This window comes from Bacteroides sp. AF39-16AC (assembly GCF_003602735.1).
In the GTDB taxonomy this organism is placed as follows: Bacteria; Bacteroidota; Bacteroidia; order Bacteroidales; family Bacteroidaceae; genus Bacteroides; species Bacteroides uniformis.
The window spans coordinates 43629-62247 of record NZ_QTLN01000010.1; the positions used below are offsets into that span (position 1 = coordinate 43629).

The 18619-nt window shown below is 48.6% G+C and carries 11 protein-coding genes; 9 read left to right on the top strand and 2 right to left on the bottom strand.

What is annotated here, in order from left to right; all coding sequences use genetic code 11:
- Positions 1 to 94 precede the first annotated feature (94 nt).
- From DW039_RS10395 to DW039_RS10420, 6 genes are all read left to right on the top strand, one after another.
- Complete coding sequence (locus tag DW039_RS10395; protein ID WP_117703930.1) at positions 95 to 3043, top strand: TonB-dependent receptor; 2949 nt, start codon at positions 95 to 97, stop codon at positions 3041 to 3043.
- Positions 3044 to 3066: 23 nt separating this feature from the next.
- The gene (locus DW039_RS10400; protein WP_005833437.1) at positions 3067 to 4761 is read left to right on the top strand and encodes a RagB/SusD family nutrient uptake outer membrane protein; all 1695 of its coding nucleotides are present in this window, start codon (positions 3067 to 3069) and stop codon (positions 4759 to 4761) included.
- A 16-nt stretch (positions 4762 to 4777) separates the two neighbouring features.
- The gene (locus DW039_RS10405) at positions 4778 to 6079 is read left to right on the top strand and encodes a histidine-type phosphatase (RefSeq protein ID WP_005833436.1); all 1302 of its coding nucleotides are present in this window, start codon (positions 4778 to 4780) and stop codon (positions 6077 to 6079) included.
- Between the two features lie 156 nt (positions 6080 to 6235).
- Positions 6236 to 6715, top strand: a complete 480-nt coding sequence (gene ispF / locus DW039_RS10410; RefSeq protein WP_005833434.1) for a 2-C-methyl-D-erythritol 2,4-cyclodiphosphate synthase — start codon at positions 6236 to 6238, stop codon at positions 6713 to 6715.
- A gap of 38 nt (positions 6716 to 6753) precedes the next feature.
- Complete coding sequence (locus tag DW039_RS10415; protein ID WP_117703917.1) at positions 6754 to 7770, top strand: metallophosphoesterase family protein; 1017 nt, start codon at positions 6754 to 6756, stop codon at positions 7768 to 7770.
- 22 nt (positions 7771 to 7792) lie between these two features.
- Positions 7793 to 8848 (top strand): Gfo/Idh/MocA family oxidoreductase, encoded by a 1056-nt coding sequence (locus tag DW039_RS10420; RefSeq protein ID WP_117703918.1) that lies wholly within the window; start codon positions 7793 to 7795, stop codon positions 8846 to 8848.
- An 11-nt stretch (positions 8849 to 8859) separates the two neighbouring features.
- On the opposite strand, the gene DW039_RS10425 is transcribed toward DW039_RS10420, so the two are convergent.
- Both DW039_RS10425 and DW039_RS10430 read right to left on the bottom strand, forming a co-directional pair.
- The gene (locus tag DW039_RS10425) at positions 8860 to 9720 is read right to left on the bottom strand and encodes a hypothetical protein (RefSeq protein ID WP_016274422.1); all 861 of its coding nucleotides are present in this window, start codon (positions 9718 to 9720) and stop codon (positions 8860 to 8862) included.
- 67 nt (positions 9721 to 9787) lie between these two features.
- Entirely contained in the window at positions 9788 to 10843 is a 1056-nt protein-coding gene (locus tag DW039_RS10430) for a porin (protein WP_008664240.1), read from the bottom strand.
- A 287-nt stretch (positions 10844 to 11130) separates the two neighbouring features.
- Between DW039_RS10430 and DW039_RS10435 the strand changes: the two genes are divergently transcribed.
- From DW039_RS10435 to DW039_RS10445, 3 genes are all read left to right on the top strand, one after another.
- Positions 11131 to 13410 carry an exo-alpha-sialidase gene (locus tag DW039_RS10435; protein ID WP_243635023.1) on the top strand — a complete coding sequence of 760 codons (2280 nt, stop codon included), beginning with the start codon at positions 11131 to 11133 and terminating at the stop codon, positions 13408 to 13410.
- A 254-nt stretch (positions 13411 to 13664) separates the two neighbouring features.
- On the top strand, positions 13665 to 16202 hold the full coding sequence (locus DW039_RS10440; protein ID WP_120381918.1) for a hypothetical protein: 2538 nt from the start codon (positions 13665 to 13667) through the stop codon (positions 16200 to 16202).
- Positions 16203 to 16768: 566 nt separating this feature from the next.
- Positions 16769 to 18610: a carboxypeptidase-like regulatory domain-containing protein gene (locus DW039_RS10445; RefSeq protein ID WP_120381919.1), complete on the top strand. Its 1842-nt coding sequence runs from the start codon at positions 16769 to 16771 to the stop codon at positions 18608 to 18610.
- Positions 18611 to 18619: the final 9 nt, after the last annotated feature.

Sequence of the window (18619 nt, forward strand, 5' to 3'; positions counted from 1 at the left end):
TTAAGAAGATTGGGTATAAGGATTGCATGGAACCGGGCGTGCTTGGTTCCTTTTCTTGGCAAACATTATTTTTATTAACTATATATTGTATTATATGAAAAGCATGATTAAAATCGCAAAGAGTATTCTCCCGTTGCTGGGATTGCTCTTGTCTTTGTCACTTTCGGCACAAGATATTGCAGTGAAAGGACATGTGAAAGACCACACAGGTGAACCACTGATTGGGGCTAACATCTTGATAAAGGGTACCTCTGTGGGAACTATCTCTGATGTGGACGGTAACTTTACTTTGAAAGCTGCCGTCAATGATATTCTCTCCATTACATGTATCGGTTTTAAGGGCCAGGAACTGACGGTTACCGGCAGCAATACACCGCTCGTCATCACTTTGCAGGAAGACACGGAGATGCTGGACGAAGTCGTTGTAATCGGTTACGGTCAAATGAAGAAAGGAGATGTCACTGGTTCTCTGCTAACTGTGAAGCCGGACGAGCTGAACAAAGGAAAGCAATTGACTGCCGAAGACGCTCTGGTGGGTAAGGTTGCCGGTGTGAACATTGTACCGGGCAGCGGTGCTCCGGGCAGCGGCGGTACCATCCGTATCCGTATGGGAGCTTCTTTGTCAGCAGACAACGACCCACTGATAGTTATCGACGGTGTGCCTGTCAGCAACGCCTCCATCAGCTCTATCAACCCGAATGACATTGCTTCGTTTACGGTATTGAAAGATGCTTCGGCAACAGCCATCTACGGTTCGCGTGCCTCCAACGGTGTCATCATTATCACTACGAAGAAAGGAAACACCGACGGTGTTTCACGTCCCTCTTTCAGCTACAGTGCCAACGTGACGGTGGGCAATGTGTATAAGAAACTGGATGTACTTTCCGCTTCCGAATATCGCGAAGCCTTTGCCAAGTATGCCAATGCTCCGGAGGCTTTCAAGCTGGGTGATGTCAATACCGACTGGCAGGATGAAATCTACCGCGTGGCAATGGGTACAGACCACAACCTCTCCATGACTGGTGCTTTGAAGAATATGCCTTACCGCGTGTCCGTGGGCTATACCAACCAGAACGGTACGTTGAAAAACAACAACTACCAGCGCCTCAATGCCAGTATCGGTTTGTCGCCCAAGTTCTTCGACAAGCATCTCTCTGTTGACATCAATATCAAGGGTAGCATCGAGGACGAAAAGCCGGTTTCCACCAGTGTCATCGGAAGTGCCGTAGGTTTCGACCCTACACGCCCTGTATATCAGAACTATGACGGTAATGTAGGTTTGGGGTACTATATGTGGATGGGTGTAAGTAATACCCCCATCACGCTAGCTGCCTCAAACCCCGTCTCCGACTTGGAACTTGCCGACAAGCAGAACAAGACCAAACGCTCCATCGGTAATATTGCCCTCGATTATAAAATACACGGTTTTGAAGACTTTCGACTGAACCTGAACATGGGGTATGATTTCCTGACGGAAGACAAACACGATAACATGCCTGACTTGGCCCCCGCCATGTACACCGGCAACGAACAGGATGGTACCGGAAAGCGTTATACATATCATAACGACAAACGCAATACACTACTCGACTTCTACGCCAACTATGCCAAAGACTTCAACGACCATAACCTCAATGCCATGGCTGGTTACGGCTGGCAACGTTTCTGGTACAAGAACCATGATACCACTACCGACACCAAGGGTGAGGATCTTACCTCTCCCAAGCACGAGGAAGCTGAACTCTACCTGCTCTCCTTCTACGGTCGATTGAACTACTCTTGGAAACAGCGTTATATGCTGACTGCTACGTTACGTGCCGATGCTTCTTCTCGCTTCTCGCCCGAGACCCGTTGGGGCTACTTCCCTTCCGTAGCCGCTGCATGGCGTGTGAACGATGAGGCTTTCTTGGCAGACAACAAAGTAGTGTCCGACCTAAAACTCCGTTTGAGCTACGGTCAGACCGGCCAGCAGTCCATCGGTTCCTACTACCAGCATTTGTCCACCTATACTGCATCTTACGATGAGTCCAGATACTTGTTCGGTAACAAGTGGTACACCACCTACCGCCCCAACGGCTACGATCCCAACATTAAATGGGAGACTACGGAAACTTACAACATCGGTATCGACTACGGTTTCTTGAACAACCGCATCTCGGGTACGATTGACTACTACTGGCGTAACACGAAAGACCTGCTGAACGACATTTTTGTACCTGCCGGCAGTAACTTCACCAACCGTATCGAAACCAACATCGGTGATATGGAAAGCAAAGGTCTTGAAATCGGTGTGAACTTGGTTCCCATCCAGACCAAAGATTGGGAATGGAACATCAGCGGTAACTTCACTTGGAATGCCTCAAAGATTACCAAGCTGAACACCATCGACAACGAGAGCAACTACGTAAAGACAGGTAACGCCGGAGGTACAGGCCGCTATCTGCAAGTACACATGGTAGGAGAGACTCCGAATACCTACTATCTACTGAAGCAAGCTTATGACGAAAACGGACAGCCGCTGGACGGTAAATACATTGCCAAAGACGGCTCCATCACTTCTAGCGAAGAAGACTCTAACAAGTACGTCACTGGTAAGAGTTCCAAGGCCCCTTACTATTGCGGTCTGTCCACCCGTCTGTCCTACAAGAATTGGGATTTGGGCATCAACGGACACGGTAGCTTCGGTTTCTATGTCTATAACTATGTGGCTGCTTCCAACTCCTTGGATGCACTCTATGGCAGCAACGGCGTTTCCAGCAACATCCTGCGTTCTACGCTCGAAAACAAGTTTACGCAAGACCGCCAGTTCACCGACCATTTCCTGGAGAGAGGCAACTTCTTCCGTATAGACAATATCACCATCGGTCATACGTTCAATAAACTGTGGAACGACGGGACATCGCTCCGTCTCTCCTTCGCCGTACAGAATGTATGCACTTTGAGCGGATACTCCGGTCTTGATCCGGAGCTTTATGACGGAATCGATAAAAACATCTATCAGCGTCCGCGTACGTTCATGCTGGGAGTTAACCTTAATTTTTAATGACTAAAAACAGATACATGATTATGAAAACTAGATATTTCAAATTAGTAACAGTATGTTTGCTGGCTGTGTCACTTTTTGCTTCTTGCCTGGGCGACCTGGATACATTGCCGCTGGATGATAACGAACTGACCGGTGAGATGGTGTACTCTACTCCCGAGGGCTATATCGGCATGATTGCCAAGTGTTATGCTGCCCTGATACAGACAGGGCAGAAGGGTGGTGACGGAGGAGACGGCGATGTGTCGGGCATCGATGAAGGATATTCTGGTTATACTCGTGCCTTGTTCTACTTGCAGGAAGCTTGTACGGATGAAATCGTATTCCAGTCCGGTGGCAGCAAGGGTGTACGTGCCATGCTTTACTTGAATTGGGATGCTTCTACTGAGATTGTGGGTTATCCTTATTACCGTCTTTTCATGACCATTAACTATTGCAACGAGTTCCTACGTGAATGTACAGAGAGCAAATTGCAGGAGAGAGGTGTGTATGAAGCCTTGAAAGACGAGTATCAATACTATTGTGCCGAAGCCCGCTTCATCCGTGCTTATAGTTACAGTATGCTCTGCGACCTTTACGGTTCTACACCCTTCGTGGACGAAACGATGGAAGTAGGTGACATGCCCGAGCAAGCCACTCGCGAGGAAATCTACAACTTTGTGGTGTCCGAACTGGAAGAATTGACCACCCTGCTGAAAGAACCCAAAAAGAACGAATATGCCCGTGTGGACCGTGTAGCAGCCTGGTTCTTGCTGTCACGTGTTTACTTGAATGCCGAAACTTGGGTAGGAAAGAATGAATACACAAACGCATACAAATATGCCAAAAAGGTAATTACGGAAGGTAATTATCCGCTGGCTTCCGATTATCGCCACATCTTCTTGGCAGACAATGAAACTTGTTCCGAAATCATCTGGCCGCTGGTGCAGGATGCAGACTATGCGCAAGGCAGCGCAGGTACTAACTTCCTGATTAAGGCGTTGATGAATGGAGATATGGGCAACTATATCCGGATAGGTGTGAACGGCACCTGGGGCAATGCCCGCGTAAAGACACAGCTGGTGGATATGTTCGAAGAAGAAGACCAGACTTTTGTGGCAGACGACATCTGGGGGAACGGCAAGAAAGACAAGCGTGCCCAATTCTTCTCTATTGGCCACACCAAAGAAACTTGGGTAGAAGGCAAGGAGTTCCAGAGCGATTTCAATAACGGCTACGCCTGCATCAAGTGGAGAAACGTGCGCAAAGACGGCAGTGAACTGGAACCAGGCGGCACGAAGTACTCCTCTGTCGATTATCCGATGTTCCGTACGGCAGATGCCTACTTGATGGCGGCTGAGGCTATTCTGCGTGGCGCCGAAGGTGGTTCGCGTACCGAAGCGTTGGAGTATGTGAATGAAATCAGAGACCGTGCTTACATGTCCGGCAAATATGGTAATGGCGTATCGGGACGCATCAGCGACAGTCGGTTGAATCTTGATTTCCTTTTGGATGAACGTGCCCGCGAGTTGCACATGGAGTTGGTTCGCCGTACAGACCTGATTCGTTTTGGTAAGTTCACCAAGGGATATAACTGGGACTGGAAAGGTAGTGACAATGGCGTGGCAGGTTCTTACATAGGTAAGGATGTGGACGACAAATACAACCTCTTCCCCATTCCGCAGGACGAGTTTACCACCAATCCTAATTTGACACAAAATCCTGATTTCTTGAACTGAAAAGCTTTATTATCCTATGAATTTTAGATTGAAACGAATCGTTTTTTCTACCATTCTTTTTGCCGCATCGGCTGTGCATACATCGTCGTATGCACAAGCCACGCGCGAAGAAATCTTCGATAACATTGCCGTTACCGGAGGAGTGTATTATGCCTATCCGGCACCGGGTGTACAGACCAAGGCACCGAAGGGTTACGAGCCTTTCTATATCAGTCACTTCGGACGTCATGGCTCGCGCTGGCTGATTTCTGACGAGGAGTATATCCGTGTGATGGAAGTGTTTGAAAAGGCACATCAGGCAGGTAAACTTACTCCGCTGGGCGAAGATGTGCGCAAGCGGTTGGCTATTGTCTGGGCAGATGCCGAAGGACGCGGTGGAGACTTGAGCCCAGTGGGCGTGGATCAGCAGCGCGGTATTGCCGAACGTATGTATCAGGCATTTCCCGAAGTCTTTAAAGGTGCGCCGGAGATGTCGGCATGTGCTACACTCGTAATACGTTGCGTACTCAGTATGGATGCCTTCTGCGAACGTCTGAAGGAATTCAATCCCCAACTGAAGATTGAGCGTGAATCCAGCAACAAATACATGCCTTACTTGAACTTTCATACGCAGGAAGCCATGAAGTTCACTTCGCACAAGGGCCCTTGGTACGAGGAGTTCCGCAAATTCGAGAAGAGCCATGTTCGTCCCGAACGTCTGATGAACTCACTTTTCTCCGATAAAGAGTTTGTCCATAAACGTGTGAATCCGGAGGAACTGATGCGCGGTCTTTATGCGATAGCCTCGGACATGCAGGACGTGGAGCAGGAAGTATCGTTCTATGATATTTTTGAGAAGCAAGAGTTATTCGACATTTGGCAGATACACAACTACAAGAACTACGTGTGCGACGGTCCCTCGCCCATGACCAACGGACTGATGGTGGCAAACGCCAAACCGACACTGGAGAACATCATTGCCGCTGCCGACGAGGCTATTGCTTCGGGTAGAAACTCGGCTACTTTCCGCTTTGCACATGATGGAAACATTATCCCCCTGGCAGGATTGATGAAGTTGGAGAACTGCTATAACGAGGAGGCCGACCCCGATAAGTTCTATCAGGCGTGGTGCAACTACAAGGTTGCGCCGATGGCAGGAAATATACAGCTGGTGTTCTTCCGCAAGAAAGGCTCGCCGGAAGATGTGATTGTAAAACTGTTGCTGCACGAGCATGAAGTAAGTATCCCGGTGAAGACGGATATGGCTCCTTTCTATCACTGGCAAGATGTGAGAGCTTTTTATAAAGGAATTGTAGACAGTCTGCCCGACAGACCGTAACATATTCTTCATACTCCATACCGATTGCACGGTTTACGTTCGATTTTCTTTCCACAAGGGGAGCAAAAAACGGCGTAATCCGTGCAATTTGTGTCTTGTTCCTTCTCTTGTTCCTATTTTTTCCGTACTTTCGTATCAACTTAAAGAAGTAACGATATGAAGATACGTGTAGGTTTCGGCTTTGATGTCCACCAACTGGTGGCAGGGCGCGAGCTTTGGCTGGGCGGTATCCGCCTGGAACATGAAAAGGGATTGTTGGGGCACTCGGATGCAGACGTGCTCATCCATACTATCTGTGACGCATTGCTGGGAGCGGCGAATATGCGCGACATCGGCTATCATTTTCCCGATACTGCCGGTGAGTTCAAGAATATAGACAGCAAGATTCTGTTAAAGAAAACAATAGAACTGATAGCTGCTAAAGGCTATTTGGTGGGTAATATTGATGCTACCATCTGCGCTGAGCGGCCTAAGTTGAAGTCCTATATTCCCGAAATGCAACGTACGCTTGCCGCGGTGATGGGAATAGACGAGGATGACATCTCCATCAAGGCCACCACCACGGAGAAACTCGGCTTTACGGGCAGGGAGGAAGGTATATCCGCCTATGCCACTGTATTGATAGTGAAGGAATGACATGAAATAATATCAACTCAATTTAATCATCCACTTATATGAAGAAAATCTCCTTGACCTTTTGTCTGGCACTTTTATTCTCCTTGTTCTGCCCGGCACAAGTATCGCCTTTACAGTTCAACAAGAATGGAGAGTTTAAAATCGTCCAGTTTACAGACATCCACTTTAAGTATGGTAATCCGGCTTCAGACATTGCTTTGAAGCGTATTGGCGAGGTGCTCGATGCTGAGCGCCCCGATTTAGTAGTCTTTACCGGCGATGTGGTCTATGCCGCACCTGCCGATACAGCCATGCGCAAGGTGCTTTCCTATGCTACGGACCGTAAGATTCCTTTTGTCGTAACCTTTGGTAACCACGACAACGAGCAGGGAAAAACACGTGCCGAACTTTATGATGTTATCCGTTCCATGCCTTTCAATATCCAACCCGACCGTGGCGGAGTTGAATCCCCCGACTATGTCCTCACACTGAAATCCTCGGACGGCAAGAAGGATGCAGCCCTGCTTTACTGTCTGGATTCCCATTCCTACTCCAAACTGCCCGATGTAAAAGGGTACGACTGGCTCACTTTCGACCAGGTGAACTGGTACCGCCAGCAGAGTGCCGCTTATAAAGCAAAAAACGGTGGGCAACCTTTGCCTGCACTGGCATTCTTTCATATCCCTCTGCCGGAATATAATGAAGCCGCTTCTGACGAGAACGCCATACTGATAGGTACCCGCATGGAAAAGGCTTGCGCTCCGGAACTGAATACGGGCATGTTCACTGCCATGAAAGAGGCCGGTGATGTGATGGGTATGTTTGTCGGACACGACCATGACAACGATTATGCCGTAATGTGGAAAGGCATTCTGCTGGCTTACGGCCGTTTCACCGGTGGCAATACCGAGTACAACCATTTATCCAACGGTGCCCGTGTCATTGTGATGAAGGAAGGTGCCCGTACTTTCACCACCTGGATTCGTCTGAAAGGTGGCGAAATCATTGATAAGACGGTCTACCCCGACAGCTATATGAAGGACGATTGGCGTAAGCGTCCGTTGGTGACGGAATAAGGGTGAACTTAAAAAGAACGATATGGACAAGATAAGAACTGGATTAGCCGCTTACGGAATGTCGGGACGTGTTTTCCATGCTCCCTTCATCTCCACCAACCCTCATTTTGAATTGACTGCCGTTACGGAGCGCAGTAAGGAACTCTCCCGGGAAAAGTATCCCGACGCTTGTATTGTGCGGAGTTTTGGGGAACTTATCGGACTGGAAGGGTTGGATTTGGTTGTCATCAACACACCGGACAGCACTCATTATGAGTATGCCCGCCGCGCCCTCGAAGCAGGTAAGCATGTGGTTGTGGAGAAGCCTTTCACCACCACCGTGGCAGAAGCTGAGGAGCTGGTGGCACTTGCCGCAAGCCGGGGGCTGACCTTGAGCGTTTACCAGAATCGCCGGTGGGACGGCGATTTTCTGACGGTCAAGGAAATACTGTCCAAAGGCCTGCTGGGACATCTGGTGGAGTTTGAATCCACCTTCCCCCGTTATCGTAATTTTATCAAGCCGAATACTTGGAAGGAAACCGGACAAGATGGCGGTGGCTTGACCTATAACCTGGGCGCCCACGTCATAGACCAGGCTGTGCAGCTGTTCGGTATGCCCGAAGCCGTCTTTGCAGATATTGCCACGTTGCGCAAGGACAGCAAGGTAGACGACTACTTCATCATTCATTTGCTACGCCCCTCAAAGGCACCCGAAGTAAAGATAACGCTGAAATCCAGCTATCTGATGTGTGCGAGCGAACCCCGTTTCGTCCTCCACGGCAGGGAAGGTTCTTACGTGAAATATGGTTTCGACCCGCAGGAAGCCGCCTTGAACGAAGGCGTATTGCCCGTCACTCCGCACTGGGGCGAGGAGGACAAATCCTCTTGGGGGATACTTCATACGGAAAAGGGCGGTAGAATCGTGCATGAACCTTATCCAAGCCTTCCCGGTGATTATGCAGCTTTTTACGAGAATATCTATCGGCATATTTGTCACGGCGAACCTTTGCAGAGCGATGCCCGCGAGGTGGTCGGAGTCATCCGCTTGATAGAGGCAGGCTGGGAAAGCAGCCGTATGCAGCGTGTGGTTCGTATCTGATAGAAAATCTTTTACCCGGTAGGGATGTGCAGCTTCACATGTGTCAACCGGGTGTATTTCGTACTTCCTATTATATAGGTACGCGCGATGCGTGCCGATGCTATCTCCATCAGTTCCCCTACCTGGTAGGTATGTTCCACGGCGGGCAGCTGGCATGATTTCCGGCTTGCCGTGCGTGCATTCAGCCGGATGCTGACGAAGTTGCCGATGGAGTCTTTCAGCTTCAGCACCTGGCGCACATAGAAATAAGGAGTGGTCCCTTTGAGCTGCGTCTTGTAGGGGTTGTCCTCCAGTCGCACGCTGAGCACCGTCAGCGTCAGGTTCTCCACTTTTTCGCCTTCCTTCCCCAGAAAACGTCCGCCGGTGGTCTGGTACGTTTTTCTCCGTTGTATGTCGAGATGGACCGAATGGTAAATCTTGGCAATCTGTACAAAACGTTCCTGCTTGGGGATGCGTGGTTGGAATTTGAAAGCTATCCACGTAAGATAGGCAGGGTCTATACGGAGGATTTCGTGCAGGAAGTGTCCGTGGTATTTGCCTACGGAGATAATGTCGTCCCCTTTGCTCTGCATTCTTTTGGCATTGTACTCCACAAGCAACAGGCTGCGCGGTGAGTAGAAGCATAGCGTGCTTGCCATCCGCAGCGTTTCGTGAATGTCGGTGGAAAGGTCGCAAATGTAGAAGATGGACTGTCTTCCGGGCAGTGGAGAGTAAATCCATAAAGTATATTGGAGATGCTCCGGTCGGGGCAGTACGACAAGATAGGCGCCCACTTCCTTATAAGAGGCTCTCCCTTGATTGTATGCATTCAGCTTACTATACAATAAGTCTTGTTCAGTCTGCAGTATGCCGGGTATGATTGGATTTGCCATAACTCGGAATAGTTTATTCCAAATATACCTTTTTGGAATGAAAAAAGCAAGGGGAAGTCAGGAAATATCAGAAGCGTACCATCAATTCCAATACCACCTTGTCTTGTTCCGACTCTTTCGCTATGCTGTTTTTGGCATAGAAGTATTTCTCGTAGTTCAGCCGGAGGTCTGTGCGGAATGCCTTGCTGAGGCTGAAGGTGATGCCGCCCGTCAGGCGTTGGCGTTTGTAGTCGGTCACTGTCAATCTGCCGGTTTCCTCATCGGCGGTTTTGGCGTCGCTCTGGTCGGTCATCATGTCGTAGCGTAGCAGGAAAGACATCTTGTTGAATACTTTTCGTAGAGGCAGGTCGTAGTTGATGAAGGTGTTGACGGCGTGTACATCTTTGAAAGCGTTGCCGGAATATTGCTTGTACAAGTATTCGCCTTCGATATGGAAACGGCCGGTTTCGTAGTAAGCGCCGATGTCATAGGACTGCATGCGTACTTCTTCCGGTTGGATACTCTGCACGCTCAGTGTCAGGTTCAGTCCTTTGGTGAAGAGAAACTGGGCTTTGGCGGAGTAGTTCACTTCCTTGTGCCATTCTTTCTGGTTGGTCAGTCCGGAACCGTTGAAAAGTCCTCCTTCCACGGTGATAGGTACATCGGTAGGCAGGGTATATCCTACTGTGAATCCCACGTCCCGTACATTGCCCACTTGCTTGGCGATGAACGAGCGGTTGGGGAAGTATTGCTGGTGCGGCGAGCGGTGGGCGTCGATGGTGAAGGGGACCCGCATTTGTCCGGCGGTGACTGTCAGTCCTTTTGTCGGGAAAAGCCGGGCGTAGGCATCCAGCATCTTGATTTGGCCTTCGTCGGAGAGGTCTATCTCGGCTTTGTAGGCTACGCTGGGCAATACGTTGCCCGTCACGCTGACGCGGGCATTGCGTACTTCGAAACGTCCTGCACCCATGGTGGTCTGATATTCGTATTTGGCGCGGATGGTTCCGTGGACTTCCGGCAGGTAGTCTTTGGTTTCCATCTTCTCCTTTTCAATCTTTTTTCCGTCCTCGTTGATGGAGGGCGTTTGGGCAATTGCGGCCAGCGGCAGCAGGGCAATTAGTACTGTCAATGCACCTTTTTTCATAATCTGTTGTTGTCGAATGATTTGTCGGCGACAAAGTTCGGACATGCGTGTTGTGTTTTTGTGTCATATATGTTGCATTGTTGTTACAAAAAACTGTTGGAGGGAAGAACTGCGATGGGTGCCGTTTTAATCTTTTTATGGCTTGATTTAGTTTCTTGTTTTTATTAAAACGTTGGTTGTTAGGATTGTATGTGCACTGCCACAAATGTTTCAGTCTGAAATATCAATGAAATATTCTTATCTTTGAAGGAAATATCAAGAACGTTTGTTTTAGAACCCTGATGCTTATGAAAAGACAGTTGTTTTTAGCAGGAATAAGTTTGATACTGGGCGGCATGCCGATGCTCGCCCAAGATATATCTCCGGTGAATTCCGTTTCTTACGAATGGAAGAGCGTACCGATAGTGGGAGGAGGCTTTGTGGACGGTATCGTTTTTCACCCGGAAGCTCCTGGTGTCCGTTATTGCCGCACCGATATGGGAGGAGCCTACCGGTGGGACGCTGCTTCCAACCAGTGGACGCCCTTGCTGGACTGGATAAGTCTGGATGAAAGCAATCTGCAGGGGGTGGAGAGCATTGCCATCGACCCGAAGAATCCGCAGAACATGTATATTGCCTGCGGTACGTATACCAGTAGCTCCAATGGGGCCATACTTTGTTCTTATGATGGCGGCAGAACCTTTGCCCGTGTCGATGTGCCCTTTACGATGGGTGGCAACGAGAACGGGCGTGGTAATGGGGAACGGATGATGGTGGACCCGCAGAATGGGAATATCATTTATATGGGAACCCGTTTGCATGGTTTGTGGCGCAGTATGGATAAGGGGCAGAGCTGGGCACGGGTGGTGTCTTTCCCGGATGTCTCCGAGAAGTTCAATCCTGCCGACCGTGCTGCATGGGGGAATCGCGGTAGTGGCATTGTCTGCATAGTCTACGATGTACAAGGCACCCGCGATGGGCGTGGTACCCGTGACATTTATGTGGCGGCTTCATTGATGGGAAGGGAAAATCTGTTCGTGAGCCACGACTATGGTGAAAGCTGGCGGCCGGTCGGGGGGCAGCCGGTGCAGTATCGCCCCACGCATATGGTCTTGACCGGTGACGGACAATTGGTCCTGACGTATGGAGATACTCCCGGTCCAAGCCAGATGGGGGATGGAGGCGTATGGAAATACGATACCCGTAAAGGCAAATGGACAGACATTTCTCCCGTCAGACTGTCAGATGGCGAAAAGGCAGGATTTGGCTATGCAGCCGTATCTGTAGATTCTCGTAATCCGAAGCATCTGATTGCCAGTACACACAGTCTAGGGGGCAAGCACGGTTATAAAAGTGATGAGATGTTCCGTACAACTGACGGTGGCAAGAGCTGGAAACCGATTTTCAAGACGGGATATGAGTATGATTATTCTAAGGCTCCCTATACAGAGGTGGCGCCCCTGCACTGGATGTTCGACATTGAGATAGACCCAGCCGATGCTGAACATGCCATGTTTACCACTGGTTTCGGTGGTTGGGAAACTTTTAATCTATCTGCCGTGGAACGCGGGGAACCGGTGAAATGGAGCATCATGTCTGCCGGTATCGAAGAGACCGTACCTCTCGAACTCTATGCTCCCGAAAAAGGGGCGCGTCTGATTTCCGGTATCGGTGATTATGGTGGCTTTACGCATTTCGACCTCAATCGTCCCGATTCGTTGGGCAGCCATGCCAATCCTCATTTCGGAAATACGAATGGAGTGACGGGTGCCTGGCTGAAGCAGGATTTGATAGTCAGGGTTGGTACACTGTTCGGCCATCAGCCGGGTGCAAAGACCATTTCATATTCAGAAGATGGGGGCAGGCACTGGACTATGTGTGCCACCGTTCCGACGGAAAAGTCTCGTAATGGGCATATCGCCGTGGCAGCAGACGGCTCTTCTTGGATTTGGACACCCGACCGCTCGGAGGCTTATCTGACCCGTGATAAGGGGGCTTCTTGGCAATCTTGCCGTGGTTTGCCTAAGAATATCCGCATCATTGCAGACAAGGTGAACCCCCAACGTTTTTATGCTGTAGATGCTGTGGCCGAAATATTGTATAGCAGCGAGGATGGTGGGGCGACTTTTCATGCCGACACATTGAATTTAACTGTTAAACGGTTCCAACGGGGTAATGCCGGTGCCGCCGTACGAAGAGGAGATCCGCGTGGAGGACAAGACCGTATCTACGCTACTCCCGGTCATGAAAAAGATTTGTGGATTGCAGCTTATGATGGTTTGTACCGCTCTGCTGCTTCAGAAAAATTTGATTTCCGTGCTTTGGATAAGGTACGTACCATCTATGCTTTTGGTTTCGGCAAGGCAAAGCCAGGCAATGATTATCCTGCCATCTATCTGATAGGCGTAGTCAACGGGCAATACGGTTTCTTCCGTTCTGACGATGCGGCGAACTCTTGGGTACGTATCAACGATGATGCCCATCAATATGGCCTGGTATTGCATATCTGCGGTGACATGCAGGAATATGGGCGGGTTTATATAGGGACACATGGTCGGGGAATTGTGACGGGAGTACCTGCGTCATAACTTTTCCATGTAGTCTTCATAACATCTCTGTATCTACTTCTCATCCAGTCCGTACATCTTCCGCCTCTATAGGAGCGGAGATGATACGGACTTTTAGTCTTTTATAATAGCTGTATAGGAACTTACTTTATTTAAGCAAAATATTATTCGTTCATTAATATTTTATATATTTGCATTTTAATCTTCCCATCATTTCTTAATAAATGTTGGCTAATGTTTTATGATGGCATTGCATAACCTTAAATGAAAACCTAATGGTACATTTATATAGATATATCATTTTAATAATAAGTCTTTGCACTACCCAACTGGTTTCCGCATACGGATTGAGATTTCGTGGCGCAGCCAGCCCTATCGACGAAAGGACATCCTATGATGTGTTTGCCCACAGTTGTCCCTCTTTCAAAGACTACTTTGACTTGGAGTTCAACATGGCTCTGTATTCTACCGAGAGTGTCGGCTATGTATTGCGGGTTAAGGGAGCTGACGAAGGACAGATTTTCAATCTTTTCTTTGATTTTCGTGGCGATGACATCTTGTTCCGTCTGAGCCAGGAGGGGAAGTGTGTGTTGATAGCCTTGCCTGTCAGTAAGGCGGAGGCGATGAAATCCCATTGGTTCAAGGTGAAGATAGCTTTCAACCTGAAGCAGGATGAGATTACTCTCAAAATTCACGATCAAGAAAAGGTATGTAAGGGGGTGTTGCTCTCTGATGAGTTCAGTCCGAAAATCGTGTTCGGTAAGAGCGACCACATCATTGACGTTCCGGAGATAGCTGTTGACAAGCTGGTTGTGAATGCCGAGCATACTTACACATTTCCCTTGGATGAGGCGGACGGAGAATCTGTCTGTAACCAAGAGGGTACTCTTTATGGAAAAGTGGAGAACCCGATATGGCTGATTAACGAGGCCTATCACTGGAGGAAAGAGGGTGGCTTTGCGTCGGCTTCGGAAGCTGGTTCTTGCTACAATGCCGACAGAAACGAGATTTATTATTTCAACCGTGATTCGTTGTTCGTCTACAATATGGAGACGGGAAGCACTTCTGCCAAGGCTTTTGCCGAACGGTGTCCTGTGAAGCTGTTTCTTGCCGGCAGTTTCTTCGATAGTGACAGTGAAAGGCTCTATGCCTACGAGGTGTATACCGAGAATGGAGATTCAGAGCCTATGATAGCGAGTTTGGACTTGCATACGTTGGGCTGGAGGGTGGAGAGTTACAGTCGGCTGAGTATGCAATTGCATCATCACTGTTCCTATTATGATGCAGTTCGCAAACGTTACACCATTTTCGGCGGTTTCGGCAATATGTACTACAGCAATAAATTCTATATGTTCAATGCAGAGGAGGAACGTTGGAATACGCTGGGTTCTCTGTCCGGCGATTTTCTTTGTCCGCGCTATTTCTCTTCGGCCGGTTATCTGGACAGTAATCATTCTGTCTACATTTTCGGGGGCATGGGCAATGAGTCGGGCGACCAGGTGATAGGTCGTCGTTATTTTCACGATTTTTATAAGGTGGATTTGCAAGAAATGCGTGTGCAGAAGCTTTGGGACATTTCAGAAGGACAGCCTAATATGGTTCCGGCGCAGGATATGGTTATACTGAATGACTCTTGTTTCTATGTCTTGCGTTATCCCGAGAGTGTCTCCAACTCGTTTTTGCATCTTTACCGTTTTTCTGTAGAAGATGGCAGTTGTCATATATTGGGTGATTCCATTCCCATTTACTCCGACAAAATCACGACGAACGCTCGTCTTTATTACAACGAGCGTCAAAGCAGGCTTTTTGTGACCGTGCAGGAAACAAGCGACGACGTGTCTTCCAAATTTTCTGTCTACTCACTGTTGTTTCCACCGGTTTCTCTTGAAAAATATACAGCAAATAACGGTGGAGGAAATGCTTCACATGTGTGGCTGGTACTGGTAGCCGCGGTTGTGGCTGTAGCTGGCGGAAGCGTGTGGATAGTGTACAAGCGGCATCGAAACTCCGGCAAGGGCGAGGATGGCAAAGCTGTGCGACAGGACAAGGAACAACTTCCTGAAGCCTCTGATGTAAAGGTGGAGAAGATGGCAGTGGATACGGGAACTGTCAATTCGATGTATTTATTCGGTGATTTCTCCGTTTTCGACCGGAACGGACGCAATATCTCCTATATGTTTTCCTTGCGTATCAAGCAGATATTCTGTCTCATTTTGCGTTATAGCGATGCCGACGGAATTTCTTCCAAGCAACTGAGCGATTTGATATGGCCCGACAAGCCAAAGGACAAAGTGAAAAACTCGCGTGGAGTAGCCATCAATCACCTGCGCAAAATTCTAAAAGAATTGGATGGCATAGAACTGGTTTACGAAAAAGGATGTTTCCGTTTCACGCTGTCCTCCGATTTTTATTGCGACTATTTGCGTTTTATGGCGATAGTTGCCGAAAACCGGATAGAGGAGTGCCGACAAGAGTTCTTGTATATCGTAGGGCGTGGCAAGTTTGTCGGCTTTATGGACGGTCCGTTGTTCGACGGTTTTAAGCAAGATGTGGAGTGCCTCTTGGAAGTGCTTGTCTTGCAGTTGATGAAGGAGGCTTTCGAGGCGCAGGATTATGCGGAAACTGTGAGTTTGGCCGAAGCGGAATTCAATATCGACCCGGTGAACGAGACAGCCTTGTCTTGTTGCCTCAAGTCGCTTTTCATACTCAAGCATGAGAATGCCGCTATTGGCACTTACCAGAAATTTGTGGCAGAATACAAAAAATATACGGGGGAAGATTATCCTCATCCTTTCAGTCTTTACTGGAGTTAGTTCCCCGGCACGTTGCATCCGGTGCTTTCAGTCTTCTCTCTTTTTATTCTTCGGTCTGCCTCTTTCAGCTTGTCCGATGGCTCTTGTTATGTCTGATAAATGTTTACAAATCAAAAAGCTTTTGACTTCAGTCGCATATTCAGGATACCTCAGTCTTATACTTAGGTACCCTCAGTCGTATACTTAGGGTATCTTAGTCGTATACTGAGATAACACTATTATAAAGCCTCTGATAATTAGCGTTTTAAGAATTAAGGTTCCGGCGTTGATAAAAGAGGACAAATGGACTGTTGGAAATGGGGGGTTAGTAGAACCGTGCGATAATTGTTTGATTCACGTTTCCCCTTTCGATACTTGAAGAGTCAAGTGCAGTCTGTCCTTTCTTTTATGGGTTAAAATAGCTCGGATTAATGTTTTTTTTGTCCCATTATACGCAAATTAACCCTAAAATTAACCCATGCAAAATCAAATTTGTGGTCGAGGGGGCGGTTTACAATGCCCTGAGGCTGATGTGGGCGATTGGCATCGGCTCCTTTGTTATATTAACTTCTAATAATAATTAAACTATGAAACAGGCAAAAAAGCTAAAAGTCTTCGGACTGATGACCATGCTTATAAGTATGGTGTTCATGGTAAGCTCCTGCTCGGATGATGACACGGGCGGAGGGGCTTTATCTTATGGAAAAGTGACGGGTGTCGTCACAGACGATTTATCTTCTCCCCTTGAAGGGGTAACGGTCTTGGTCGATGGTTCCGGTATAACGGCTACACCGGACGGTCCTCAAGCCACGACAAATTCACAGGGTGTATATACACTCGAAAACATTTCAATAGGTACACATATAATTACATTTACGAAAGCCGATTACCAGACGGTAAGCGTTACCGTTGTGGCAGGAAAATTCAACGAAGAACAAGTAGCCGAAGTCAGCCCTAAGATGGAGTATGCAGCTGCAAAAATCAAAGGAAAAGTGACCGATGCAGGAAAGGGAAGTGCTCCGTTGGAAGGGGTGACAGTCAGCATCAGCTCTACACAGACTACCACCACCGGAAGCGACGGTACGTTTGAAATTGGCAATTTGCCGCTGGCGGACTATACCGTTACATTTACGAAAGATGGTTATGCTTCTATCGTGAAGAAAGTGGTTATGGCCGACTTTGTGGATGGCATTGCTACTACAGACGTGCGTATGGGGGGAACGGAAATCCTGCGCGGACTGACCATCGACGACTTGAAAGCTGCCGAAAAATGGTATTATAACGAATACCGCGGTGGACGAAACGCCGAAAGCTATCCCCATTGGGACTGGGCTTGCAATTACATGTGTACGATGGATTTCCGTGGCGACTGGGAAGAGCAGAACGAAGGTACCACTCTCCGCATTCGCAACAGTGAAGACGACCGCAAGAACCCCGCCGACTTGGAGATGTTCGATTCCTTTGTATTCGGAAGCAAGCTGATTACAGAAGACAACTACATGATGACCCTCCAGATTCGTACGCACAGTGCCGACGAAGCTGCTCCGGCATACTATGGCGTGCAGGTGGTAGACCTGACTGCTGCCGATCCGAAGGCTGAGATGGTGGGCGACGTCAGAACCTATGCCTCGGAAAATTACACTTCTGTTCCGGTAGACTTGAGCAAATACATCGGTAAGGAAGTAATCATTGCCATCGGTACATTCCGCGCCCAGACAGGCGACTACTGGAAGCAATTGGTATTGCGTCGCATCGCTTTTGCCAAGGAAGTTGTTGAAGGATGGGGATGGTTGCCGGGAACAGCAGTCGAAGAACTGGACGGCTGGAAGATGACTCAGGAAATGGTACGTTCTACCATGCCGCAAGTGAAGTCGCAGTTCACGGGTATGAGCCCCATCGGAGGAAGCCGCGATAACTATGTGGACGCTTATCGTGCATGGCGCGAGGTAGACCACGTTTGTGCCGAGTGGTCGTATATGCCGCTCAGCAAAGACCCTGAGGTATTTCCTTCCGAAGGTTATCTGATAAAGACACGTGGTGGAAACAATGTGAGCACAACCGTGCCCGAATCCTATTTCTATGCCAAGTTCTCCATTGCATCCGGACGCAACAAGATGACATTGAAGACCCGCAATTTCAGCGGAACGAATGCCACCTTCTTCAAGGTGACAGCCATCCGCATGGATGGAACTCTCATGCACTTGGCACCTGCCTCCAATACGACCCAGTTTGCGGAGGCTGCCGCCGACGGTTGCTGGAAGTTTATCCATGAGGCAGGAGGAAAGGGAGATCCGGAAGGATATGCCGATTTTGTTTACGATTTGTCTCAGTTCAACGGAGAAGACGTGATGTTGACTATCGGTATCTTCAAAGGAGAAGAGAACGGCGACGAGAACAAGCTGGTGCTGCGTAGCATAACAATGGAATGACAAACTACT